22 protein-coding genes are annotated in these 24105 nt (G+C 35.3%); all 22 read left to right on the top strand.

The window, feature by feature from the left end:
- Positions 1-8 precede the first annotated feature (8 nt).
- Entirely contained in the window at positions 9-839 is an 831-nt protein-coding gene (locus N456_RS04175; protein WP_062054220.1) for a universal stress protein, read from the top strand.
- Positions 836-1678: an ATP cone domain-containing protein gene (locus N456_RS04180; RefSeq protein ID WP_062054222.1), complete on the top strand. Its 843-nt coding sequence runs from the start codon at positions 836-838 to the stop codon at positions 1676-1678. Before N456_RS04175 ends, N456_RS04180 begins: the two co-directional genes overlap by 4 nt.
- Positions 1679-1689: 11 nt before the next feature.
- Positions 1690-1944: a hypothetical protein gene (locus tag N456_RS04185; RefSeq protein ID WP_062054224.1), complete on the top strand. Its 255-nt coding sequence runs from the start codon at positions 1690-1692 to the stop codon at positions 1942-1944.
- Between the two features lie 14 nt (positions 1945-1958).
- Positions 1959-3335 carry an MBL fold metallo-hydrolase RNA specificity domain-containing protein gene (locus N456_RS04190; protein WP_062054226.1) on the top strand — a complete coding sequence of 459 codons (1377 nt, stop codon included), beginning with the start codon at positions 1959-1961 and terminating at the stop codon, positions 3333-3335.
- A gap of 3 nt (positions 3336-3338) precedes the next feature.
- On the top strand, positions 3339-4841 hold the full coding sequence (locus N456_RS04195; RefSeq protein WP_062054228.1) for a thymidine phosphorylase family protein: 1503 nt from the start codon (positions 3339-3341) through the stop codon (positions 4839-4841).
- Between the two features lie 8 nt (positions 4842-4849).
- Positions 4850-5743, top strand: coding sequence for a ribose-phosphate pyrophosphokinase (locus N456_RS04200; protein ID WP_062054231.1), 894 nt, complete (start codon positions 4850-4852; stop codon positions 5741-5743).
- A 44-nt stretch (positions 5744-5787) separates the two neighbouring features.
- Positions 5788-6390 (top strand): hypothetical protein, encoded by a 603-nt coding sequence (locus N456_RS04205; RefSeq protein ID WP_240315478.1) that lies wholly within the window; start codon positions 5788-5790, stop codon positions 6388-6390.
- A gap of 6 nt (positions 6391-6396) precedes the next feature.
- The gene (locus N456_RS04210) at positions 6397-6690 is read left to right on the top strand and encodes a hypothetical protein (protein ID WP_062054235.1); all 294 of its coding nucleotides are present in this window, start codon (positions 6397-6399) and stop codon (positions 6688-6690) included.
- An 18-nt stretch (positions 6691-6708) separates the two neighbouring features.
- Positions 6709-8811 carry a copper-translocating P-type ATPase gene (locus tag N456_RS04215; RefSeq protein ID WP_062054237.1) on the top strand — a complete coding sequence of 701 codons (2103 nt, stop codon included), beginning with the start codon at positions 6709-6711 and terminating at the stop codon, positions 8809-8811.
- Positions 8812-10041: an MFS transporter gene (locus N456_RS04220; protein WP_062054239.1), complete on the top strand. Its 1230-nt coding sequence runs from the start codon at positions 8812-8814 to the stop codon at positions 10039-10041.
- A gap of 138 nt (positions 10042-10179) precedes the next feature.
- Positions 10180-11262 (top strand): phospholipase D-like domain-containing protein, encoded by a 1083-nt coding sequence (locus tag N456_RS04225; protein ID WP_205410249.1) that lies wholly within the window; start codon positions 10180-10182, stop codon positions 11260-11262.
- A gap of 58 nt (positions 11263-11320) precedes the next feature.
- Entirely contained in the window at positions 11321-11830 is a 510-nt protein-coding gene (locus N456_RS04230) for an asparaginase domain-containing protein (protein WP_062054243.1), read from the top strand.
- A gap of 452 nt (positions 11831-12282) precedes the next feature.
- Positions 12283-12759, top strand: coding sequence for a helix-turn-helix domain-containing protein (locus N456_RS24965; RefSeq protein WP_240315479.1), 477 nt, complete (start codon positions 12283-12285; stop codon positions 12757-12759).
- Between the two features lie 229 nt (positions 12760-12988).
- A complete protein-coding gene (locus N456_RS04240) occupies positions 12989-13831 on the top strand; it encodes an RteC domain-containing protein (protein ID WP_240315480.1) in 843 nt (280 codons plus the stop codon).
- 312 nt (positions 13832-14143) lie between these two features.
- Positions 14144-14428, top strand: coding sequence for a helix-turn-helix domain-containing protein (locus N456_RS04245; RefSeq protein WP_034260619.1), 285 nt, complete (start codon positions 14144-14146; stop codon positions 14426-14428).
- 3 nt (positions 14429-14431) lie between these two features.
- On the top strand, positions 14432-15184 hold the full coding sequence (locus tag N456_RS04250) for a hypothetical protein (protein ID WP_062054252.1): 753 nt from the start codon (positions 14432-14434) through the stop codon (positions 15182-15184).
- Entirely contained in the window at positions 15168-15830 is a 663-nt protein-coding gene (locus N456_RS04255; RefSeq protein WP_062054254.1) for a P-loop NTPase family protein, read from the top strand. Before N456_RS04250 ends, N456_RS04255 begins: the two co-directional genes overlap by 17 nt.
- A 117-nt stretch (positions 15831-15947) precedes the next feature.
- Positions 15948-18446 (top strand): hypothetical protein, encoded by a 2499-nt coding sequence (locus N456_RS04260; RefSeq protein WP_205410250.1) that lies wholly within the window; start codon positions 15948-15950, stop codon positions 18444-18446.
- Positions 18447-18581: 135 nt separating this feature from the next.
- Entirely contained in the window at positions 18582-18902 is a 321-nt protein-coding gene (locus N456_RS04265; protein WP_034260614.1) for a helix-turn-helix domain-containing protein, read from the top strand.
- Positions 18895-19758 (top strand): DUF4007 family protein, encoded by an 864-nt coding sequence (locus N456_RS04270; protein ID WP_062054256.1) that lies wholly within the window; start codon positions 18895-18897, stop codon positions 19756-19758. The genes N456_RS04265 and N456_RS04270 overlap by 8 nt, the downstream gene beginning before the upstream one ends.
- On the top strand, positions 19751-22975 hold the full coding sequence (locus tag N456_RS04275) for a P-loop NTPase family protein (RefSeq protein WP_062054258.1): 3225 nt from the start codon (positions 19751-19753) through the stop codon (positions 22973-22975). Before N456_RS04270 ends, N456_RS04275 begins: the two co-directional genes overlap by 8 nt.
- The gene (locus tag N456_RS04280; protein WP_062054260.1) at positions 22965-24095 is read left to right on the top strand and encodes a phosphoadenosine phosphosulfate reductase family protein; all 1131 of its coding nucleotides are present in this window, start codon (positions 22965-22967) and stop codon (positions 24093-24095) included. The genes N456_RS04275 and N456_RS04280 overlap by 11 nt, the downstream gene beginning before the upstream one ends.
- The last annotated feature ends 10 nt before the right edge of the window (positions 24096-24105 follow it).

Consider the following 24105-nt stretch of genomic DNA (forward strand, 5'->3'; position numbering starts at 1 on the left):
TAAAAATTATGAAAAATATACTCGTACCCACCGATTTCTCTGAAAACTGTACCAAAGCTGCACATCTCGGGATTAAAATGGCAAAGTTATACAGTTCTGAAATTCACTTTTTACACCTTATGAAAACCCCTGTGGATTGGGTAAAACTGGATAAAGAAAAAGAAAAACGATATCCTGAAACATTAAAGCAAATAGGTGTCGCTAAAGCGGCTCTAAGAAAATTAGAAAAGTCAGCAGAGGATGAAGGTCTAAAATGTCGCACATTTCTTCAATATGATGCTGGGCAAGGAGATATTCTGGAACATTCAGGCCATTTTCACCACGATTTTATAATTACTGGAAGTAGTGGCACTAAAGGTGTCATTAGGGAAATTACAGGAAGTAACGTAGAAAAAATCGTGCGAAAAGCAAACGCACCTGTCATTGTTGTAAAAGACGAGGCTGTAAACTTCCCTTTCAAAAATATTGTTTTTGTATCTGATTTTGAAGAGGACGTTAGCAATGCCTTTAAAAGGGTAGTTTCCATTGCCTCAAAATGCAAAGCAAAAATACACCTGTTGCGTATCAATACAAAAACCGACACGAATAGTATTTCTCTAGGCTTACAACCCATGAAGCGTTTTTTGGAGAAATTCCCAGAAGTTGAAAACTATACAATGAATGTATATAACGAAATGTATGTTGAAACTGGAATAAACACCTATTTAAAAAGTAATCCTGCAGACCTCATTGCATTGTGTACACATGGTTCAACTGGTTTTTTAAGTTTATTCTCTAAAAGCATCGCTGAAGGTGTTACGAACCATTCTACATTACCCATAATGACAATTCGAATATGAAAAATTCAATAAACATAGTAAAATATTCAGGAGACATTGTTCCTTTTAATGTTGACAAACTCAAAGATTCATTGCGACGTGCTCAAGCAAATGAGGAGATAATTCAACAGATAGTAGCACAAATTGAGTCTGTAATTTACGATGGGATTACTACAAAAAAAATCTACCAAATGGCATTTAAAATGCTTAAAGGTAAATCACGTGTAAGTGCCTCAAAGTACAAACTCAAAAAAGCCTTGATGGAATTAGGGCCTTCCGGTTTTCCATTTGAAAAATTAGTGGGAAAACTATTGGCACACGAAGGGTTTGAAACAAAGGTTGGTGTGATTGTACAGGGCAATTGTGTGCAACACGAAGTAGATGTTATAGCCCAAAAGGATAATTACCATTATATGATTGAATGCAAATACCACAGCGACCAAGGACGGTTTTGCAATGTCAAGATTCCTTTGTACATCCATTCACGATTTTTGGATGTTGAGAAACATTGGGAACATCAAAAAGGTCACGAAGCTAAACTACATAAAGGAGGTGTATATACCAATACACGATTTACTACGGATGCAATACAGTACGGCAAATGTGTTGGATTGTTATTGACAAGCTGGGATTATCCAATGGGAAACGGTTTAAAAGACAGAATCGATAAGTCGGGGTTGCATCCCTTAACAGCATTAACAACGATGACCAAATCTGAAAAGACAAAATTATTGGATAAAGGTATTGTACTGTGCAAAGAGCTTCACGAAAAACCTACTTTATTAAATCAAATCGGAATTGATAAAACAAGACATAAAAAGATTTTGGAAGATTCTGAAGCATTGTGTAAAAACAATTAAAAAATAATTATATGAAAACTGAAGAATTAAAAAAACAGAACAATATAGATTTTGAGCCTTTTTACGAAGCATTGGAAGACGACCCAAAACTGCTTGAAGAGGCCTTGGAAATACTATTGGATATGGTAGACTTTGAACCTAAATCCGTAAAAAAGGTAGCACTTTATATCAAAGAAGATTCACGAAATCTATATAATGAAGTGGTAGCGTTATACAAATCGACCCAAGACAAAGGAAACACATCCTCCTGTTGTGGTGGACACTAATACATAAGAATACGATGAAAAACAATAGAATCAACATCCACTTTTTAGGAGCGGCCGGTACTGTAACTGGCTCAAAATATTTAGTGGATACGGGAGAGAGAAAGATATTGATAGACTGCGGACTATTTCAAGGGTTGAAGGAATTGCGCCTTAAAAACTGGGAATATCCACCCGTTAAAGTTTCAGAAATTGATATGGTCTTGCTTACCCACGGCCATATGGACCACACAGGGTATTTACCTCGATTGGTAAAACAAGGGTTTAAAGGCCCGATTTACGGCACTAATCCCACTTTGGACATTGCAAAAATCATTTTGAACGATAGTGCAAAAATCCAAGAGCAGGAAGCCGAACGTGCCAACAAAGAAGGCTATTCCAAACATAGTCCGGCAGAACCGCTTTACGATTTATACGATGTTGAGAAAACCATTCCACATTTTAAGGGAGTACCACCTGCTCAATGGATGCCATTGATGAAAAATATAAAGGCCAGATTTCAGTACAATGGTCATATTCTCGGTGCTACTTACATCGAGTTGGATATACACGGAAAACGTTTTGTCTTTTCGGGAGATATTGGAAGAACCAATGATTTATTGCTCTACCCACCACTAAAACCAAAAAAAGCGGATGTGCTTTTCATTGAATCCACTTATGGCGGAAGATTTCATCCAGATGAAGTAGAAGCACTGCCACAGATTGAAAAATTGGTCAACGATACCATCAATAGAGGTGGCAGCCTTTTTATTCCAAGCTTTTCGGTAGAACGTGCCCAATTAATGATGTTGATTTTTTGGAGATTGCTAAAAGAGAACAAAATACCGAAAGTACAAATGATAATGGACAGCCCAATGGGAGCGAATGTACTCGAACTCTTCCACCGCACGAGGGATTGGCACAGATTAGAGGACAATGAATGTGATGAAATGTGCTCACATTTCACGGTCGTAAGTAGTTATCGGGAAACTATGGAATTACGAACCGATGACAAATCAAAAATCGTGATTGCGGGAAGTGGAATGCTTACTGGTGGTAGAATGCTCAACTACCTTGAAACACAGGCACAAAATCCAAATAACACTTTGCTTTTTGTGGGGTATCAAGCCGAAGGCACTCGGGGAAGAAAATTACTGGAAGGCGATAAGGAATTGAAAGTGTATGGAAAATGGGTGCCGTTTCATATGGAAGTTGCGGAAATCGAAGGGCTTTCGGCACACGCTGACCACACAGAACTTATGGATTGGATGAGTAAAATAAAAAATAAGCCCGAGCGGATTTTCATAGTGCACGGTGAAAAAGAAAGTGCAGAAGCATTACAAAAAGGTATCAAGGAAACCTATGATTGGAATGCTGAAATCCCACAATTATATAGCATTGAAGAAATAAAATAAACTATGGAACAACACTCAAATATCTTAAAATACAAACATCTTGGAATCTACACTCAGAATGAAAATGTGGTGTATATGCGTGAGGATTGCCACGTCTGTATTTCCGAAGGTTTTGAAGCATTAACACGAATAAGGATATCAAAGGCAACCCATTCAATTGTAGCAAGTCTCAATGTTATAAATTCTGACATACTGCTACCCAACGAAATAGGGCTATCGGATGCTGCTGCAAAAAAGTTGAATGTTTCTGACAATGACACCTTGTACGTTTCCCATTTAGAACCTATAGAGTCGTTAAGCCACGTCAGGGCAAAAATCTATAACCAAAAACTGGATTACAACGCCTATAACCAAATCATAACCGATATCGTTGAAGGCGACTATTCCAACATACACCTTTCGGCATTCATTGCAGCCTGTGCTGGTGACCGAATGGATATTGATGAAATATCCGACCTCACAAAAGCTATGATTGCCTCTGGAAAGCAACTAAATTGGAACAAAGAAATAGTAGTAGATAAACATTGTATTGGCGGATTACCTGGCAATAGAACAACCCCATTAGTAGTTGCCATTGTTGCTGCTTATGGACTTACAATGCCAAAAACGTCCTCGCGAGCCATTACTTCGCCCGCTGGTACAGCAGATACTATGGAAGTTCTGACCAATGTAACGCTCTCTTCCGAAGAAATAACGGCTGTGGTAGAAAAAGAAGTAGGTTGTTTTGTTTGGGGTGGTACAGCGCAATTAAGCCCTGCCGATGATGTACTGATTAAGATTGAGAAGGCCTTGGATATAGATAGTGAAGGGCAGCTCATAGCCTCGGTACTTTCAAAAAAATCTGCGGCAGGTTCAACCCACGTTGTTATAGATATTCCCGTGGGAGAAACTGCAAAAGTTAGAAGTGAAGAAATGGCACAAAAACTAAAAAACCATATGGAAATAGTCGGTAACGCTGTTGGGCTTAATGTGAAAGTGGTCATTACAGATGGTACGCAACCTGTAGGGAGAGGAATTGGCCCAGCTTTGGAAGCCATCGATATACTAAAGGTTTTGAAAAATGAGACAGATGCACCAATCGACCTTATGGAAAGAGCATTGCTTTTGGCTGGCGAACTAATAGAGCTTTCGGGGAAAGTCGAAAAAGGAAAAGGGACGGAAACCGCCAAAGAAGTGCTTATATCTGGTAAAGCTTATGAAAAATTCCTTGCCATTTGTAAAGCCCAAGGCCACTTTTCAAAACCTGTTTTAGCACCTTATAAAATTGAAATCAGAGCAGAAAAATCAGGCAGTCTAAAGCGTATTGATAATCGAAAAATAGCAAAGCTCGCCAAACTTTCGGGTGCCCCTCAATCTAAATCTGCTGGAATTTTATTGAATGTGCATTTGAATGATAAAATTGAAAAAGATGACTTACTATTCACGCTTTTTGCAGAATCGCAGGGTGAATTAAATTACGCCTTAGAGTACAAGAACAGTCATAACGACATTATAACTATTAAATAAAAAATAAAATGAAAACTATACTATTTAGCCTTCCGGGAAACGAGGAATTAACAGAGCTAATGGCAATAAAAATGAATGCTGAAGTGGGAAAGACCACCTTACGAAAGTTCCCTGACGGCGAATCCTACACGCGCATATTATCTGACGTAAAAGATAAGTGTGTGGTCTTGGTCTGCACCCTACACGACCCTGATAAGAAATTATTACCACTATATTTTTTAAGCCATACAGCAAAATCATTAGGTGCTATGTGTACTTGTTTGGTAGCACCGTATTTGGCATATATGCGACAAGACAAGATATTTAATGAGGGTGAAGGCGTTACCTCTACCTATTTCGGGAAGTTAATTTCCGGTTTTGCTGATAGTATTACCACTGTTGACCCTCACCTACACAGGATACACTCATTGAGTGAAGTCTATAACATTCTAAACAAAGTCATTCACGCTGCAGATGACATTTCAAAGTGGATAAAAGAAAATATTAAAAACCCAGTATTAATAGGTCCGGATTCCGAAAGCGAACAATGGGTATCTGAAGTAGCTAAAAACGCAGATGCACCATTTACCGTCTTACAAAAAGTACGTCACGGTGACCGCGATGTAGAAGTTTCTGTTCCTGATGTAGATAAATATAAAGATGCCACGCCTGTTTTGGTTGACGATATTATCTCAACAGCTCGTACAATGATTGAAACCGTAGGGCACTTAAAAAAAGCTGGAATGAAATCGCCGATATGTGTGGGCATTCACGCTGTTTTTTCAGGCAATGCTTATCAAGACCTAATGGATTCTGGCGTAGAAAAAATAGTGACCTGTAATACTATTCCACATCCTTCAAATGCAATTGACTTGAGTGATGTTATGGCAAAAGAAGTTAAGAAATTGATGCATCACATATGATAAAACAAAGCTATATACTGTTACTTATCCTATTCAATATCCCAATGAATGGACAAACTGAAATGCTCGTTGGGCAAATCTCAGGCAGGACAATAGCACGTGAAAATTTTGATGAAGATGGTGTGTTGCTTAACAAGCAAACGTTTGAGGCCGGAAAAATAATAGAGAAAAAGGGATATTATCAAATTGTGGTCGTAACGGAATTATTTGATGAAGAAAAAAAACCTACAGAAAAATACACGACGACCTATCGATGTAAACCTGATGAAACAAGCATTATGGTAATGGCATTCCCGTTTGCAAAACCCAATTCTAAAGAAACCGAAATCAATAGCTCAACTAAAAACTTTACTAAGTTATATGACCTAGGCAATCTAAAAGATATTGAAATAGAAATGAATTTTGATTCTGGCCTACTAAACTTTTTTGGTTCTAAAAGCCTTATTAGAATATATGACCGTCAATTGAATACCGACAAAGCAAATATACAAATCGAATCAAAAATAAATATTAAGGCCTATGCATTGGGTATCCGCATCAAACAACTCAACTATACTGTTATTGAAGAATTAAACAATAACTATTTGTTGACGTTTCAAAAATTCACTGAAACGGATGGCAGCTATTTTACAATGACTTATAACTAAAACAAAATGAAGAATTACGATACGCTTTCAGAAGCAATTAACGATTTAAAGCAAAGAGGTTACAGTTATGATTTTAACCTAAAGCCTTCGTGTTTGGAATGTGCATCACTTAAAATCGAAATTAAACCTGAAGATTTTAAAGTCGATGAGACCCATCGTTTTGAAGGTATGAGCAGTACCGATGATAATAGCGTACTGTATGCCATATCATCTAAAGATGGTATTAAGGGCACTTTGGTGGATGCCTATGGGGTCTATGCAGAAAACATTTCTGAAGCAATGAGAAAAAAATTACGATAACACTTAAACTTTATAATAATGGAAAACCACGAACATCACAATCACGAAGAAATGGACCATTCTAAAATGGACCATTCAAAGATGAAGCACAAAAAAGAAGACCACTCTAAAATGAACCACGGAAGCGGTGGTCATTCTGGTCATAATCCTGGTCACGGTCAAATGGGTCACGACCATCACAAAATGATGATTGCCGATTTTCGAAAACGGTTTTGGGTAACTCTTGTTCTTACCGTTCCAATTCTATTCTTATCCCCAATGATTCAAGAATTTTTTGGATATGAATTTCTCTTACCAGGAAACCCATATATCCTATTTGCACTTTCCACCGTAGTGTATTTCTATGGTGGCTGGCCATTTTTAAAAGGATTTTGGTCAGAAATAAAGAAGGGTTCACCAGGGATGATGACCCTAATTTCTATGGCTATTAGCGTCGCCTACTTTTATAGTACCGCTACAGTATTCGGTTTACGTGGTGAAGATTTTTTCTGGGAACTTTCAACACTAATCGCAATTATGCTTTTAGGCCATTGGATAGAAATGAAAAGCGTACTAGGTGCATCAAAAGCCCTACAGCTTTTAGTAAGTATGATGCCAGCCGAAGCTCACAGGGTAAAGGGTGATACCATAGAAGATATTCCCTTGGAAGATTTGTTAAAAGACGATGTGATTTTAGTAAAGCCTGGTGAAAAAGTTCCTGCTGATGGGATTATAGTAGATGGTTCGAGTTACTTAAATGAATCAATGCTTACAGGGGAATCCAAACCTGTAAAAAAAGATGAAAATGATAAAGTAATTGGTGGCTCGGTAAACGGCAATAGCACCTTAAAGGTTAAGGTAGAACATACAGGTAAGGATAGTTATCTCAATAAGGTCATCAAAATGGTTGAGGAAGCACAAAAGACCAAATCTAAAATGCAAAACCTTTCAGACAGGGCTGCAAAATGGTTAACCTACATTGCTTTGGCTATTGGTTTTGGAACATTGGCCGTTTGGCTCATTTTAGGCTTTCCTTTTGTATATGCCTTAGAGAGAATGGTGACGGTTATGGTTATTGCTTGCCCGCACGCATTAGGACTTGCCATTCCGTTAGTTGTTGCTATATCTACCGCAGTATCTGCCCAAAATGGCTTATTGATAAGGAATCGAACAGCTTTTGAAGAATCCCGAAAAATATCAGCTTTATTGTTTGATAAAACTGGAACATTGACGAAAGGTGATTTTGGTGTCACAAGAGTTGAATCCACAAACCAAGATTATTCAACAGAAGAAATCTTAAGGCTTTCAAGTGCTTTGGAACAGAGCTCGGAACATCCTATTGCAGTTGGAATTATAAAAAAGGTCAAAGAAGATAATATTACAATTCCTAACCCAGAAAATTTCAATGCCATTACAGGTAAAGGTGTAGAAGCTAATGTTGAAGGAAAGCAAGTTAAGGTAGTAAGTCCTGGATATTTAAGAGATGAAAAAATCACTATTCCTGAAGATGCTTATAGTGACGCTGCTGAAACTGTTGTGTTTGTATTAATCGATGGTCAGCTAGCAGGATACATCGCTCTTGCTGATGAAATAAGACCAGAATCTGCGGATGCGATTAAAGTGTTCAAAAAGAACAACATCAAGGTATTGATGGCTACTGGCGATAACGAAAAGACAGCTAAAGCCGTAAGTGAAAAATTAGGATTAGACGGTTACTACGCAGAGGTGTTACCACATCAAAAAGTGGAAATCGTAGAAAAGCTTCAAATCGAAGGTGAGTTTGTAGCAATGACAGGAGATGGTGTAAACGATGCACCTGCGCTTGCAAAAGCTAATGTTGGAATCGCAGTAGGCTCTGGTACTGATGTAGCTGCTGAAACTGCCGATATTATATTGGTAAATAGCAATCCGCAGGATATAGCTAACCTAATTCTATTTGGAAAAGCTACTTATAATAAAATGATTCAGAATTTAATATGGGCGACGGGTTATAATGTAGTAGCCATTCCTTTAGCTGCTGGAGTACTGTATTCTTCAGGGTTTGTTTTAGGGCCGGCAGTAGGTGCGGTATTTATGAGTTTAAGTACTATTATAGTGGCTATTAATGCGCAATTATTGAAGCGAAAAATTGGTAAAAAGTAAATGGATAGGAAAGAAAAACTCAACAGGATATTTTTAATCCTATTGAGTTTATTTGTAGTAATGTTAGGGTATGGTATTTTATTACCAACCCTTCCCTACTATACCGAAAGATTAGCTTTAAAAGACAACCTCGATACTGACCTTATCAACTTCCATATTGGACTGCTAACGAGTATTTATCCATTTTTTCAATTAGTATTTGTAGTGGTTTGGGGCAAGCTATCTGATAAATACGGACGTAAACCAATTATAATAATAGGTCTTATTGGTTTTGTAATAATGCAATTACTTACTGGTCTTGCAACATCGCTGACTATGCTGTATGTTGCACGCATATTTGGTGGCATATTCACATCCTCTGTTATTCCCGTAAGTAATGCTTATTTAAGTGATATCACTTCAGAAAAACGAAGAACGAAGATTATGGCTTGGTCTGGAGTTTCAATAAGTTCTGGTCTTATTTTTGGTCCCGTAATTGGTGGTTTCTTATCACAAACAGATTTACATTTAGAATATTCGTTTGGACAATTACACTTAAACCAGTTTTCTATCCCTTTTGTTTTTGTTGCCATAGTGGGGTTAATGGTATTGTTTATAGTAGTTAAATGGCTTCAAAATTCAAAGCAAGTCAGTAAATTCAAATCTAAGAAAGTAATATTTCATTTTTCGTTTAGCAGGTATTTTGTTGCTCTGCTGTTACTCTCGTTTGTGATACAATTTGTAGTAACCTTATTTGAAACAGTCTTTTCAATCTATGGTAAAGATGAATTAGCATTTAATAGTAACCAAGTAGGCATTGGCTTTATGCTTTGTGGATCAGTAATGGCAATTTTGCAACCAGTTTTTGCCAGTTATGGCGAAAAGATCTTATCAGCAAAAAATCAAATTGCTTTAGGGCTACTAATATCTGGAATATCCTTAATTATCTTTCCATTTTTTAATAATGAATTCTTGGTCTATGGTTTAATTGTTGTTTTTGCCGCGGGTGGTGCCATGGTTACACCAAATTTGCTCTCGGCAGTTTCTTTGATATCAAAGAAAAATACAGGAAGAAATATATCCATACAAAGTTCTACTAATAGCATCGGTCAAATTTTAGGACCAATTATAGGAACGTGGTTAGTTGCTGGTGGATTTTATTATCCTTTTATAATTGCTGGTGTTTCTATTTTACTGACTCTTGGATTGATTTTACCTTCTTTAAATCTCGATAAATTGAATAAAGAATGATTTCAAAACGAATATTAGATTTTTAGCTTACAAAACATAAAAGTTATAAAAAACAACGGTAGACAGATGATAAATATGCTTTTTAAGGACAATGAAAATATAACGCTGATACATTCTGGTGACGAATATTTCATTATGATGAAAGAAATCATTGAAAATGCGCGAGAAGAGATTCATTTACAGACTTACATCTTCGAAAATGATGAAACAGGAAATGATATAGCAAATTGTTTAAAAGAAGCAGCACATCGAAATGTGAAGGTTTATATTCTATTAGATGCTTATGGCAGTTCGTCACTTACTGATAATTTTACAAAGGACTTGCAACAGAATGGAATATTTTTTCGATTTTTTTCGCCGTTATTTTCTTTCAACAATTTTTATTTAGGCAGAAGGATGCATCACAAAGTAATTGTAGCTGATGCTAAAATTGCAATGATAGGTGGAATAAATATTGCAAATAAATATCGCGGTAAAGAGAGTGATGAGCCTTGGTTAGATTATGCTATAAAATTAGATTGCCCAGCGGCACAAGATTTACAAAAGCTATGTCTAGATTATTTCTTTAAAGATGGAAGTTCAAAAAAAATAAAACCTGTGTTACATTCTGCTGGAAAAACACTTGTTGGAATTAGACAAAACGATTGGCTCAAAAACAAAACAGAAGTATGTGACGCTTATATAAATTCTATTAATCAGGCCAAGAATGAAATAGTTATTGTTAGTTCTTATTTTCTACCAGGAAGAAGACTAAACAATACTATAATAGGTGCTTGTAAAAGAAAAGTAAAAGTAACGCTAATATTAGCAGGAATTAGTGATGTGCCTTTAATACGTAATGCAACCTCTTATTTATATTCATTGTTTTTAAAACAAAATGTGCTAATATATGAATGGAATAAGTCTGTTGTACACGGCAAAGCAGCTGTGGTCGATAACAAATGGTCCACAATAGGCTCATTTAACCTCAATGACCTTAGCTGCTATGGAAGTATAGAAATGAATGTTGAAATACATTCTCAAGATTTCGCAGAAATCCTGCTAAAAGATTTTGAAGATATAATAGAAAAATGCAATCAAATCACCAATACTAAACTAAAGAATAGAATAACTACATTAAATAAGTTAAAAAATTGGTTAGCCTATCACATTGTTAGAACGGCACTACACATTTTAACTTTTCTACCACATATAAAATTACTTGAAAAGCAACATTTTTAAAAAATGAGAGCCCTGTTTTTAGTCAAAAGCTTATGTTAACTTTAAAGAATTAGTTTCTATGAATTCTCAAAAATCTATTAAAACGATAAAAATATTAACTACAGGTGGCACAATTGAAGGTATAGATTCTGTAGATGAAGACGGAATCAAAACATCGAACCTAACTATCGAAGATTTATTAAGCAATGCCAATGTTGATTTTGATTATTCGATTGAGAGTATCTTCAGAAAGGACAGCAGAGCTATTGATGAAAATGACAGGGCACTTTTAGCAAGAAAAATAAAAGAAACTAAAACGACTAAAATATTGATAACGCATGGCACTTTCACTATGGAAGATACCGCAAAATACATAGGAAAACTCAATCTTGGTAAGACCATTGTCCTAGTTGGGTCTTTTATTCTAGGGACATCAAAAAATACCGATGCCCCATTTAATCTAGGTTTTGCAATAAGCTCATTACAATTTCTAAAACCAGACGTTTATATAGCTATGAACGGACAGATTTTTCAATGGGAAAATGTTACTAAAAATTTAGAAACCAACAAATTTGAGCATAATGCATAACAATATAAAAGATGTTTGGAACTTCAATACATTGGACTACTTTTTTCTATCTTTTATTAGATACGGTCATTGTATTGTTTACACTTTACTATTCAACACGAAAGTATTCCAGTGGTTATAAAAGGTTTTTCTATCTGGGCATCCTGTTTATAACATACAATCTAACAGGTGGGTTCTTACCCATTGAAAATTTCCCAGGACCTCTCATTCTTCAATATATAATAACTTATGGTGTTGCTATAGCGTTATGCGTTTATATCGTTTACTACTTGTACAAGGAATATGATATTGTGGTTTTAAAATATAATTCTTCTATACGAAATTTAGCAATTTTAGTCTCAGCAAGTTTCATCGTTCTATTCCTAATCCCGTACTTCTTTACACATTCGTTGAACTCTTCAAGATTGCTTTTCACAATACCAATCTCGATAATTGCCTTTTTATTTTTAGGGATGTTTTACGAGAGGATTTCTAATCCAAGTAACCCAAATGAATATATATTACGTCGTAACAGATTATCAATGGTTAGTGTGGCAAGTATAGCTCTACTACCCGTACTGACATTTATTGGAGATTACCAATGGTTGACTTTTACAGTTATGAATGCCTCTTTCTACGCTATTACTATTATTGAGATTGATAGACATATTTATTTTTTAGAAAATAAGACTAAGATGTATGAAGTATTCGCAATGAGCAAAGAACAGGCAATCAACTCAGCCGATGTAAAAATTATTTATGAAAATTTGACAAGAAGAGAAATAGAGATTACCTTGTCCATTCTCGGCAATCTTAGTTATAAACAAATTGCCAAGGATTTATTCATTGCAGAAAGTACAGTGTCAAAACACGCCTCTAACATCTACAAAAAAACAGGCGCAAAGAATAGAAGGCAATTTATTTCTCGCTACAGAAAAAAATCGAAATAGCGCTATTCTTAGGTTTACAGTATTTACCGTAGGAATATACGGTTGATTCCGTACATAACTACGGAATAAAATACGCTTCTTTCAAAATTATGTTAGTACTTTACGATTAGTTCTTTAGCTCATTCTTAGTGTAAAACTTCTATTTTTAAAGTATGGTACTACGCATAGATACCAAAGAATTCTAACAACTAAACTACCCAAACCTAGATGGACTTAACTGTATTTATGGATGCAATTGGATTTAAAAACATTATGCGAAAATCTTCTCGAAGAGTTGAACGGGATAAGGCTCGAAAATCTACCGATTTTGGAGCAATCTTATCGTTCTATAGAGTTAAGTAGAAATTTACTTAGTGTTTTCAAAAGAGAAATTTTGGTCAATGATTTTGAAAGTGTCGATAAAGAAATAATCTTTTTCAAGAAAATTAAGCAAATACCATTAGTCAAGCTTATTTACTTCTCTGAGATTCATTCTTTTGAAATTCAATTCCCAAAAGCGGACAGAGCTGCCCAGTTAAAATTTGTAAAAAAGAAGATTAACAAATTAAATCGATTTTTCCTTTATAATCTTGACTTCGGTCAATATGTAAAATCTGGGGCAACTCACTTCGATAAAGCTTATTATACCAGAAGCCATCTTGATATTTACCATATTACTACTTCCAAATTTTATTTTCAAGACCCTGATTTTTGTACACCAAGAGATATGCTTTTGGGAAAGTTCAAGGCGTATATTTCTCTTATCAACTATATGGACCAAAAGAAACATTCTATTAAAAATAAATTGAACGGTAATAGTGTGAATATAAAACCTACGGAAAAAATTCCTTGGCCATTCACAAATACGGATTGGGTAGAACTTCTCTATGCATTATCTGCTAGTGGAATTGCGAAACAAAAAGGTCTTAGTATTATTAGAATATCTAAAATATTGGAAGAGGTATTTGACTTTACCCCAAAGGAAATCTACAAAACCTTTCAAGACATCAAAAACCGCAAAAATAGCCGGACATTGTTTCTTGACCAACTGACTGCCTCACTTCTTTCGGAAATGGACAAAAGTGAGGAATAGTTATTCGTTTGCCCTTCTTTTATTCTTTAAAATAAGACCGTACTACGGTTGACCTACGGTAATCACATTGTACACCTGTTTTCCATAAATTTTGATACAATTTAAAGGTCTCTTAATTACGGAAACTCAAGAAAACAGCACTAAAACAAATCAAATTTCAAGATGTTAAATTTTGACCGTAGTACGGTTGTACTGGGGAATAAAATCCATTAAAGCTATTCAAATTTGTAGAACGAAAGTCAAATCAGGTTAAGGGCTATCAAATTAAAATATTGAAACCATGATAGCTCTTTTCTTTAAAACCGTTCTATTATGCCGACAAGTATTATTACAACAGACGACCTTCGGGAATTCAAAATGGAATTGCTCGATGACATTAAAAAATTATTATCCAAACAAGCTACTGGGAAGCTCAAAAAATATCTAAAATCTTCTGAGGTTATGGATGTGCTTCAGGTAAGTCCAGGCACATTACAAAACCTTCGTATCAACGGAACACTACCATATACCAAGGTTGGTGGCATCATCTACTACGACGCTGAAGAAATCCAAAATGTGATGACTGCCAATCGTGTACAACACGGTCTTAGCTCTTAGGGTATGAACTATATAAAGCTACTTAACGCGGCTTTTGAGAAGTTCTATTTTGATGACCGCCTAAATCCCACCCATATCAGTTTGTATATGGCACTGTTCCAAGAATGGAACAGTTGCCGTTTTATGGATGAATTCTACGTGAACCGTAGGGAACTAATGCGCTGTGCTAAAATCGGTTCAAAATCTACTTACCATAGATGCATTGTGGATTTAGATACTTGGCAATATCTGTCCTATTATCCTTCCAACAATCCTTACAAAGGTAGTAAAATCAAGATGTCCATAATTGGTACAAGTAGCGAACCAGTTATGGGACAGTACCATCCCGAATTAGAACTGCTTGCAGAACAGTACTATCCCAGAGGTGTACCACTAGAGGGACACCACCATCCCAAAAACGGACAAGTTGTGTACCAAAACCATCCCATAGGTGGACAAGCATTGGTATCTAATATAAACAATACCAAACAAGAAAACAATATAAAACAGCCAAATGGCAGGCAGGCCGTTATTTTATTTTTTGAAGAAAAAGGTTTTGATGCTGATGAAGCAAAAAAATTCTATGAGCACTATGCAGATCGGGAATGGAAAACAAGTGATGGAAAGCCAATACGAGATTGGCGCTCATTGGCCACAAATTGGATGGATAGAACTGAGCTTTTCGAAGAAGAAAACAGACCAAACAAAAAACAGGCATCCCAAATCAAGGACAACTTGCGGACCACTAAAAACAAAGATTATGGACAACCCCTCTAAAATTATTGAAGGTGGCGTAGAATATTCACTGGGCAAGTTTGATGGAAAAAGCGTGATGTATGACTTTCCAAAAATCCTAATTTATTTGAACGCCAAAGGCAAATTGTTATTTGGTAAAAATTTTAAGATTTACGATGAAGATAAAAGTATACTACTGAAGCTATGTTCTTACTTCATTAAGGATAAAGAGAATTGTGAAACCTACGGAATTGACATCGAAAAAGGCATCCTGCTTTCAGGCCCTGTTGGTTGTGGTAAGACCAGCCTGATGAAATTATTACGACATATCGTCCCAATGCAACGACCCTATGAAATGATTCCCTGTAGAAACGTGACGTTCAGCTTTAACCATTTGGGCTTTAAAACGGTCGAAGAATATGGCAATACCAAATTCTACTGTTTTGATGATTTAGGTATAGAACCTACCGGTCGGTTTTACGGCAAGGATTTAAATGTAATGGGTGAAGTACTACTCTCTCGCTATGAACTTTATCTAGATACCAAACATAAAATTAAAACACACGCCACTACAAACCTAAATGCTGAAGAGCTGGAAGAGCGTTATGGTAATCGTGTTCGTAGCAGAATGCGAGAATTGTTTAATCTCATTGCTTTTGAAACTAAGGCTAGAGATAAGCGGAAGTGAATTTTATGGAAAAACAGGGTCCAGTGCCTCATTAGCCTACTTTAAAAATAACTGAAAACTGTTTTCGTGAGCATTCGATTTTGCTATATTAGAGGCTATAACATTTCTTTTAAATCTATGGCAGACCTATTCACACGACCTTCATCAAAAATTGATAATCAAGAACTCTTTTTTAAATTGTATAATACTAAAGATGAAGAAGATTTATTAAACATAATAGACCTTTATCCTACAATATTTGATGACTCAAACTGGAAACCATTGGGTGGAAATTTCAGTAATTATGGTGTGGTAAAAAATCAACAATCAAGTCCTATTGCCGCGTTAATAGAAAAAGTCACTAATGCCATTGATGCTTTACTAACAAAAGAATGCATTCTTTCGGGAATTGACCCAAAATCTGACACTGCACCTAAATCTATGGACGAAGCCATTCAAAAATTTTATCCAGAAAATAATTGGGATTTATCTTCATTTCGCAAAGAACAAGCCGAGAATATTCAAATTATTGCTGACGGTAAAGGGCCGAGAAATCAGCGAAACCAATATCCAACATCTGTAGTAGTTTATGATAATGGCGAAGGGCAGCATCCCGAAAAGTTTGAGGACACCTTTCTTTCGCTACTTCGTGGTAATAAGAACGATATTCATTTTGTACAGGGTAAATACAATATGGGCGGAAGCGGTGCCATTGTATTCTGCGGAAAAAAACGATACCAACTTATTGCTTCTAAAAGGTACACAAATGATGGTAATTTTGGATTTACCCTGGTACGTGAGCATCCTAAAAAAGAATCTGACCAAGCAAAAGAAACGTGGTATGAGTACTTACTAATTAATGAAAAAATCCCTTCGTTCACAGCTTCAAAACTAGACCTTGGTCTAAACAATCGTCAATTTGAAACAGGCACCATATTAAAACTCTATTCATATCAGTTTCCCAAAGGCTATTCCGGGTTTGCCCAAGACTTGAACCAGAGTATTAATGAGTTTCTATTTCAACCCGCATTACCAATTTTAACAGTCGATACCGCTGAGCGCTATCCAAATAATAAAGTTCTGGAAAATGATTTATTCGGTTTAAAGAGGCGTTTAGCAGCTGAGGAATCCGAATATTTAGACGAGAGCTTTTCAGAGAATTTCTCGGATGATGTCTTTGGTAAGATGAAAGTGTCCTGCTATGTGTTCAAAACCAAGGTAAAGGATTATGACCTCAAGAAAACCAAGAAAATCATACAGGACAGGTATTTTAAAAATTCAATGTCCGTTATGTTTTCACTTAATGGACAAACCCACGGTCATTACACTTCTGAATTTATTACGCGTTCATTAAAGCTAAATTTGTTAAAAAGTCATTTATTGATTCACGTGGATTGTACTGATATGAAGTACAATTTTCGAAAAGAATTGTTTATGGCCTCTAGGGACAGGCTCAAGGACGGCGATGAAACTCAATTCCTTAGAAGTTATCTGGCAAAAAAATTGAGTGCAAAAGATGGAAGGTTGGCAGAAATAGAAAAACGCAGAAAACAAGCTGTAGATATTGATACGTCTTCAAATACAAGCGAATTACTCAAAAACTTTACGAAAAATCTACCACTTGATTCTGAGTTGGCAAAATTGTTGAATCAAACATTCAAGCTTGACATAAAAAAGGAAAAGAAAACTGAGGGAAGGAAGAATCGAACTTCAAATGAAAAAGAACCCACACCTTTTGAGCCTAAGAGGTTTCCATCATTTTTTCGAATCGACACTAACAGTAATGATAAAAAAGAAGTTGCTTCAATACCACTTAATGGTGAAAAATCGATTCGTTTTTCTACAGATGTAGCCAATGATTATTTTGATAGAATTGATGAACCTGGGGATTTAAGGGTTAGTGTACTCAACATAAAACCTAATGATTCTGATGGTGGAAATAAACCTGGTGAACCTAAAGAAATTGATGAAGTTTTTAACGTAGTAAAAAGTAGCCCAAACAAAGGAAAAATAAAAATTTCCCTTAACCCTAAAGACGAATTGAAAATTGGCGACAGCATTCAAATGAAAGCAAGCCTCTCATCACCAAATGGCAATATAGAGGAATTATTTTGGGTAAAAATTGCCGACAACAACAAGCCAAAAAGCGAATCACCGAAAAAAGAAAGCGATAATGATTTGTTGGGATTGCCAAAACTAGTCTTTATGTACAAGAGCACAGATGAGAATTCTGATACGGACGTAACTTGGGAAGCGGTTGAAGAAGCCACGAGCCTCGATGTAGATTATTCTACTGTTATGATTCCGGATGCTGAAGGCGACTTATTGAATCGCATTTTTATCAATATGGACAGTACCGTACTGAAAAATTTCAAATCCAAGGAAAAGAACATCAACCAAGAACAATTAGAATTAGCTAACCGCAAATATTACACCTCGGTATATTTTCACACCTTGTTTCTTTACACAATCAGTAAAAACAGAGGATATGAGATTAGGCAAAAAGTAGAGGGCAAAAATGAATTGGAACACGTGGATTTAGGCCAATACCTAAAGGATTTGTTTGACCACTACTACTCAACCTTTATTTTAAATTTTGGTGGTATGGAAGCTATGATGCAGGGAATTGGCGATTAACATCAAGTGATTTCCTACCCTAATACCGTAGTGCAAAAATAAAGTCATTATATCCCATCCCAAAAGTTGTTAATGGCTTAAATAATCCTATTTTTGTAAGGACAAATTTTGTCTCTAAAATAAAATTCAACAACGATGGAAACATTGGGTGAATATCTCAGAACACTAAGAGAATTGCAAAATCTGCCTATAAGAAAAGTTGCAGCGGCACTAGATATAGACCAGTCAACACTTGGTAAATATGAGAGAAATGAGAGGCTTCCCAAAAGAGAGCTTCTGTCAGACTTCGCCTCATTCTATAATGTTGCTGTTTCTGAATTGGAAAAAAAATACTTAACCGACAAGGTTGTGTTTACCCTTTTAGAGGAAGAAAATCCAGAGCGTATTTTAGTTGAATGTAAAGACAAATTGAACTATTTAAAAAATAAAAACGGCGAATCGAAAATAAATGAATAAACTAACGTTTACAGGACACGAAACATTTCACTGTCGCCATTTTTGGTTGAAGAAGGGATACGATTATCTTTCCAAAGGACAGTCTTTCAAAAACCCTGATGCGGTAACAGCTTTAGGTGTTGGAAAAAATATGGTGATGTCCATTAATTTCTGGTTAAAGGCTTTCGGCATAAATGACCGAGAAGACCAAGCCACTACATTTGCCAATAAAATCTTTGATAGTAATGTAGGTTATGACCCTTTTTTAGAGTACGAAGGTACGCTGTGGTTATTGCACTATAAATTGTTAGACACCAACCTAGCATCTATTTACCCTTTAGTTTTTAAGCAATTCAGGAAAAGTAGAGTTAATTCACAATTTACAACCCAGCAACTACTTAGGTATTTGATAAGGGCAGCCACTAACAATGAAACTTCGATAGCTGAAAACTCATTGAAAAACGACATCAAGGTATTCATAAAAACATACTATCTAGCCGATAAGAATATTAAGGATATGGAAGACGATTTATCGTCCATCTTCATCGACCTCAATCTTATTACTAAAGTTACCGATACCGAGGAAGGTTCGGTTTTTCAATTGAAAGTAAGTGAGAGACCAGAGATACCCAAAGAAATATTTTACTTTCTAATCCTAGACAAATTCCCAGAGTTTACGTCTATAAGTTTTGATGATATACAAAACAATATAGGTGATGTATTTGCTTGCTCTACTGAAGGTACAGAACTCAAAATTCAGGAAATATCAGAAGCTTTTAAAGGTGTTGTTTATAAGAAGGATGCCGGTAGAAAAGAAATACAAATTAAAAATATCCCTAACAAGTGGGACATATTAGAACGTTACTATAATGTATAAGTTTACAACATCCACAAATATTGAGCGTGATGCCGTAAACGACATCAATTACGTAGTTACACCCAATGCAAAAAATGTTTTTGAGAGAATAGTTTCTGGTTTTCAACAGGGACATCATTCATTTAATATAATTGGCTCTTATGGCACGGGAAAGTCTAGTTTTCTTTGGGCTTTCGAAAAAAACCTTAACGACAGAAAACCCTATTTTGCTCACCTTAATGGCCAGTTTAAAGGGGTTCAAAAATTTTCATTCTTAAAAATTATTGGGGAAGCTGCACCCTTAACAGATGTGCTTAAGAAATCTTTCAAGGTTAAGGAAGATACAACCAATTCAGACCTTATTGAGACGATAAGCAGGCGTGCTACATCACTTAAAAACAAGGATGAAATATTAGTGATTTTAATCGATGAGTTTGGTAAATTTCTTGAATACGCAGCCAAACACAATCCCGATAGCGAATTATATTTCATACAACAGTTGGCTGAATTGGTAAATGATTCCAATAGAAATATTATTTTAATTACGACGTTGCATCAAAATTTTGGTTCTTACGCCATTGACCTATCTCAAAACCAAAAGAACGAATGGGATAAGGTCAAAGGTAGACTAATTGATATCTCATTTGACGAACCTATTGAGCAGCTACTTTATCTAGCATCCGAAAGAATAGAAGGTTTGAATATTAAAAAACCAAAGCAAATTGGTTTTCAAAATTTATTCAATACAATAAACGAAAGCAAATTGGTGAGCAATTCAGAAACTCTGAATTATGATTTAGCCAATAAACTTTATCCATTCGATATTTTATCAGCAAATGTCTTGGCTCAGTCTTTACAAAAGTATGGTCAAAACGAAAGGTCTTTGTTCTCTTTTTTGGCTAACAGTCAAGTTTTCTTTGATAAAATAGATGAAGACAATCATACATTTTTTAGTGTAGCTGACGTATTTGATTATCTAACACTTCATTTAACTAGTGAATTAGAAGATAGATATTCAAACCCACACAAGCCTCAATGGAATACCATCATAAAGGCGTTGGACAAGGCAGAGGCTATAAACGATATTGGATATGAGCATTTAGCCAAAATCATAAAGACCATTGGCTTGGTAAACTTATTTGCAAAATCTTTCGGTAGGCTGGATAAAACTTTCCTAGAAAATTATGGTAAGTATGCCTTAAACATTCCTGATTCCGAAAAATATATTGAAAAGCTCATAAGTCAAAAAATAATTAAGTTCTATAATTATCGTAATAAGTTTTTCTTTATTGACGGAACGGATGTTGATGTAGAACAGGAATTGATTGACGCAAGTTCACATATTGATACCGCCATCAACATTGCTTCAAAAGCCAGATATTATTTTAAAGAAAAATATCATTTTACCAAGGAAGCTTATTTTGAAATTGGCACCCCAAGGTTCTTCAAGGTAAATGTATCGGATTACATAGAAAACATTAAACCTGAAGGGGGAATTGACGGCTACATACATATAATTCTCAATAAAGACATAAAACAAAAGGATTTAAAGAATACCGATGTCCAACAACCGGCACAACTATACGTACTTCTCAAAGACTTTGAATTTGTAAAGTCTTGTATCTATGAAATCGAAAAGATGGATTTTGTATTACAAAAGTATGCAGAGGATAATGTTGTAAAAAAAATACTAACGGAAGAGAAAGCCCACGAAATAGAAAAACTGCAAAAACTTTTAGAATATGGTATTTATGAAAAATCTAATGCTGATTGGTTCTATGATGGTAAAAAACTCAAAATTGATTCAAAGGTAACCTTAAACAGAAATCTTTCCTTAATAGTAAAAAAAGAATATCCTGACACACCTTGTTATTTAAACGAGATGGTCAATAAAGAGTATTTAAGCACCCCTATTCTAACCGCACGTAAAAACCTCTTGAAGGATTTACTGCAGTATAGCGAAGAGGAAAACTTAAATTATGATGACCACAAGTTTCCACCTCAAAAATCCATTTATCTGGGACTTATAAAAGAGACAGGAATACACCAGGCTCAAACCAACGGATATATTCTCACTGAGCCTACGAATTCTAGTTTTAAACCGCTATGGAAACATTGCAATAATTTCTTAGAGGATTCAAAACATATTAAAAAGAACTTGTCTGAATTATACGAATCGCTATCTAAACCACCATTTAAACTTAAGAAGGGGTTCATAGATTTTTGGATTCCTATATTCCTTATTGTAAAAAATCAAGACTATGCACTATTTCACAAAGCTTCTGGTTATGTCCCTTACCTAACCAGTGAAGTTCTTGACCTTGTGCATAAGAAACCTTCCGATTATGAATTAAAATCATATAAGATTGAAGGCGTAAGACTAAACCTTTTCAATAAATACAAAGAGATTACAGGTGTTAATACATCTAGTAACAAACCCGAAAGTTCGCTGATTTCTATTTTCAGTAGTTTCATAGCGTTTTATAATGCCCTACCAGATTACGTTAAAAAAACCAATCGATTAAGTCCATCGTCTAAAGGCTTGAGGGATGCTATTGCATCTGCAAAGGATCCAGAAAATGCGCTACTATCAGAAATACCTAAAGGATTAGGATATAAAAACATTAACCTCGAAGAAAATGATAGTGAAATCCTAAATGACTTCATTGAACGCTTAAATGGCGCAATCAGTGAAATTAGAATTGCCTACGAAGGTTTGTTAAACAGGTATGAAGAAAATATATGCGACGCTCTAAATCTGAAAATTAATGATTTTACAGATTACAAAAGTAAAATTCAAGCACGTTACAAGTCATTGAAACGACACTTGTTGATTCAAAAAGAAAAAGTCTTTCTTAACCGTATAATGTCCAAACTAGACGAACGTGATTCTTGGCTAAAATCCATTGCTGATGTGATTCTTGGAAAGTCTATCGAGAAAATGAATGATGAAGACGAAGCCGTTTTGATGGACAATACAAGAAAGATATTCTCAAATTTAGATAATCTATTGGAGTTACATTCTTTGGCAAATGATACTGTAAATAATGAAATAGTACAATTTCAACTAACAGATATCTCAGGTAGAACCATAAAACAAAATATCGTTCTGAGTGCTTCTGAAGAAAAGAAAGTTTCAGAATTACAGAAAGGTTTAGCCAAGGTACTATCCAAAAATGACAAATTGAGTGCAGCTGCTATAATTAGATATTTAAAAATTTTGCACGATGAAGGTTAAACACGTACTTGGAATTTCTGGAGGAAAAGATAGCGCTGCACTAGCACTTTATCTTAAAAATCTATATCCCACTTTGGATGTAGACTATTATTCTTGCGACACAGGAAAAGAATTAAAAGAAACCTATGAACTTATAGAAGCCTTAAACAGCAGGTTAGGTAAAGACATTAAAACAATTTTTGCTGTCGAACCAGAAAAAGAAACCCCGTACAAAACCACATTTGACCATTTTCTAGCTGAATATGGTGGTTATCTTCCCTCTTCAACTGCAAGATGGTGCACCAAAAAACTAAAGTTAGAACCCTTTGAGAAATACATTGGTGATGAGCCTACAATATCATACGTGGGAATACGAGGAGATGAAAACAGAGAGGGCTATATATCCAAAAAAACCAACGTGCAATCTATTTTTCCGTTTAGAAAAAATATTTGGAGCGAAGACGTTATAAAAGAAGTGTTGGTTAATAATAATATTCCAAAGATTGCAAAACTATATAACAGTCTAAGTCCAAACCATTTAAAAGAAGATATTCTCAATAGGGTCAATCAGCCTATTTCACCGAACTTTAGGCAAGGGCAAAAATTAGAATTCCTTTTAAATAGTGATGTAAAATTATTTAATCGAGTGGTATTTGAGTATTTAAAAGAAAACACCGATTATCCTGTAGGCCTTTTAGAAGAATTCCCTTTAATAGATAATGATGAAGTCTTGGTATTAGACGACATCTTTAAAATACTAGATGAGAGTGGTGTTGGTATACCAGCGTACTATATAAAAAAATCATACCAAGTAGAAATTGATGGTAAAATAGAAACTGGCACCTATTCTCGAAGCAGGTCGGGTTGTTTCTTTTGTTTTTACCAGCAAAAAATAGAATGGGTTTGGCTCTTGGAAAATCATCCAACCTTATTTAAAAAAGCTATGGTATATGAAAAAGACGGTTACAATTGGATGGATAGCGAGACCTTAGAAGAGCTGTCTAAACCAGAACGAGTTAAAGCCATTAAAAAAGAACATTTTACGAGAATGAAAAGGCAGCTTAGCAAAAGAACCACCAACAGTTGGAAAGATGAAATTATTGAAGCGGAAGGTCTTGGTTGTGCTAGCTGCTTCATTTAAAATATAAATA

The organism is Aquimarina longa SW024, from assembly GCF_001401755.1.
GTDB lineage: Bacteria > Bacteroidota > Bacteroidia > Flavobacteriales > Flavobacteriaceae > Aquimarina > Aquimarina longa.

Excerpts from the sequence above, each read along its gene's own strand:
- N456_RS04175 (WP_062054220.1), top strand. The coding sequence starts at position 9 with ATGAAAAATATACTCGTACCCACCGATTTCTCTGAAAACTGTACCAAA.
- N456_RS04180 (WP_062054222.1), top strand. The coding sequence starts at position 836 with ATGAAAAATTCAATAAACATAGTAAAATATTCAGGAGACATTGTTCCT.
- N456_RS04185 (WP_062054224.1), top strand. The coding sequence starts at position 1,690 with ATGAAAACTGAAGAATTAAAAAAACAGAACAATATAGATTTTGAGCCT.
- N456_RS04190 (WP_062054226.1), top strand. The coding sequence starts at position 1,959 with ATGAAAAACAATAGAATCAACATCCACTTTTTAGGAGCGGCCGGTACT.
- N456_RS04195 (WP_062054228.1), top strand. The coding sequence starts at position 3,339 with ATGGAACAACACTCAAATATCTTAAAATACAAACATCTTGGAATCTAC.
- N456_RS04200 (WP_062054231.1), top strand. The coding sequence starts at position 4,850 with ATGAAAACTATACTATTTAGCCTTCCGGGAAACGAGGAATTAACAGAG.
- N456_RS04205 (WP_240315478.1), top strand. The coding sequence starts at position 5,788 with ATGAATGGACAAACTGAAATGCTCGTTGGGCAAATCTCAGGCAGGACA.
- N456_RS04210 (WP_062054235.1), top strand. The coding sequence starts at position 6,397 with ATGAAGAATTACGATACGCTTTCAGAAGCAATTAACGATTTAAAGCAA.
- N456_RS04215 (WP_062054237.1), top strand. The coding sequence starts at position 6,709 with ATGGAAAACCACGAACATCACAATCACGAAGAAATGGACCATTCTAAA.
- N456_RS04220 (WP_062054239.1), top strand. The coding sequence starts at position 8,812 with ATGGATAGGAAAGAAAAACTCAACAGGATATTTTTAATCCTATTGAGT.
- N456_RS04225 (WP_205410249.1), top strand. The coding sequence starts at position 10,180 with ATGAAAGAAATCATTGAAAATGCGCGAGAAGAGATTCATTTACAGACT.
- N456_RS04230 (WP_062054243.1), top strand. The coding sequence starts at position 11,321 with ATGAATTCTCAAAAATCTATTAAAACGATAAAAATATTAACTACAGGT.
- N456_RS24965 (WP_240315479.1), top strand. The coding sequence starts at position 12,283 with ATGTTTTACGAGAGGATTTCTAATCCAAGTAACCCAAATGAATATATA.
- N456_RS04240 (WP_240315480.1), top strand. The coding sequence starts at position 12,989 with ATGCAATTGGATTTAAAAACATTATGCGAAAATCTTCTCGAAGAGTTG.
- N456_RS04245 (WP_034260619.1), top strand. The coding sequence starts at position 14,144 with ATGCCGACAAGTATTATTACAACAGACGACCTTCGGGAATTCAAAATG.
- N456_RS04250 (WP_062054252.1), top strand. The coding sequence starts at position 14,432 with ATGAACTATATAAAGCTACTTAACGCGGCTTTTGAGAAGTTCTATTTT.
- N456_RS04255 (WP_062054254.1), top strand. The coding sequence starts at position 15,168 with ATGGACAACCCCTCTAAAATTATTGAAGGTGGCGTAGAATATTCACTG.
- N456_RS04260 (WP_205410250.1), top strand. The coding sequence starts at position 15,948 with ATGGCAGACCTATTCACACGACCTTCATCAAAAATTGATAATCAAGAA.
- N456_RS04265 (WP_034260614.1), top strand. The coding sequence starts at position 18,582 with ATGGAAACATTGGGTGAATATCTCAGAACACTAAGAGAATTGCAAAAT.
- N456_RS04270 (WP_062054256.1), top strand. The coding sequence starts at position 18,895 with ATGAATAAACTAACGTTTACAGGACACGAAACATTTCACTGTCGCCAT.
- N456_RS04275 (WP_062054258.1), top strand. The coding sequence starts at position 19,751 with ATGTATAAGTTTACAACATCCACAAATATTGAGCGTGATGCCGTAAAC.
- N456_RS04280 (WP_062054260.1), top strand. The coding sequence starts at position 22,965 with ATGAAGGTTAAACACGTACTTGGAATTTCTGGAGGAAAAGATAGCGCT.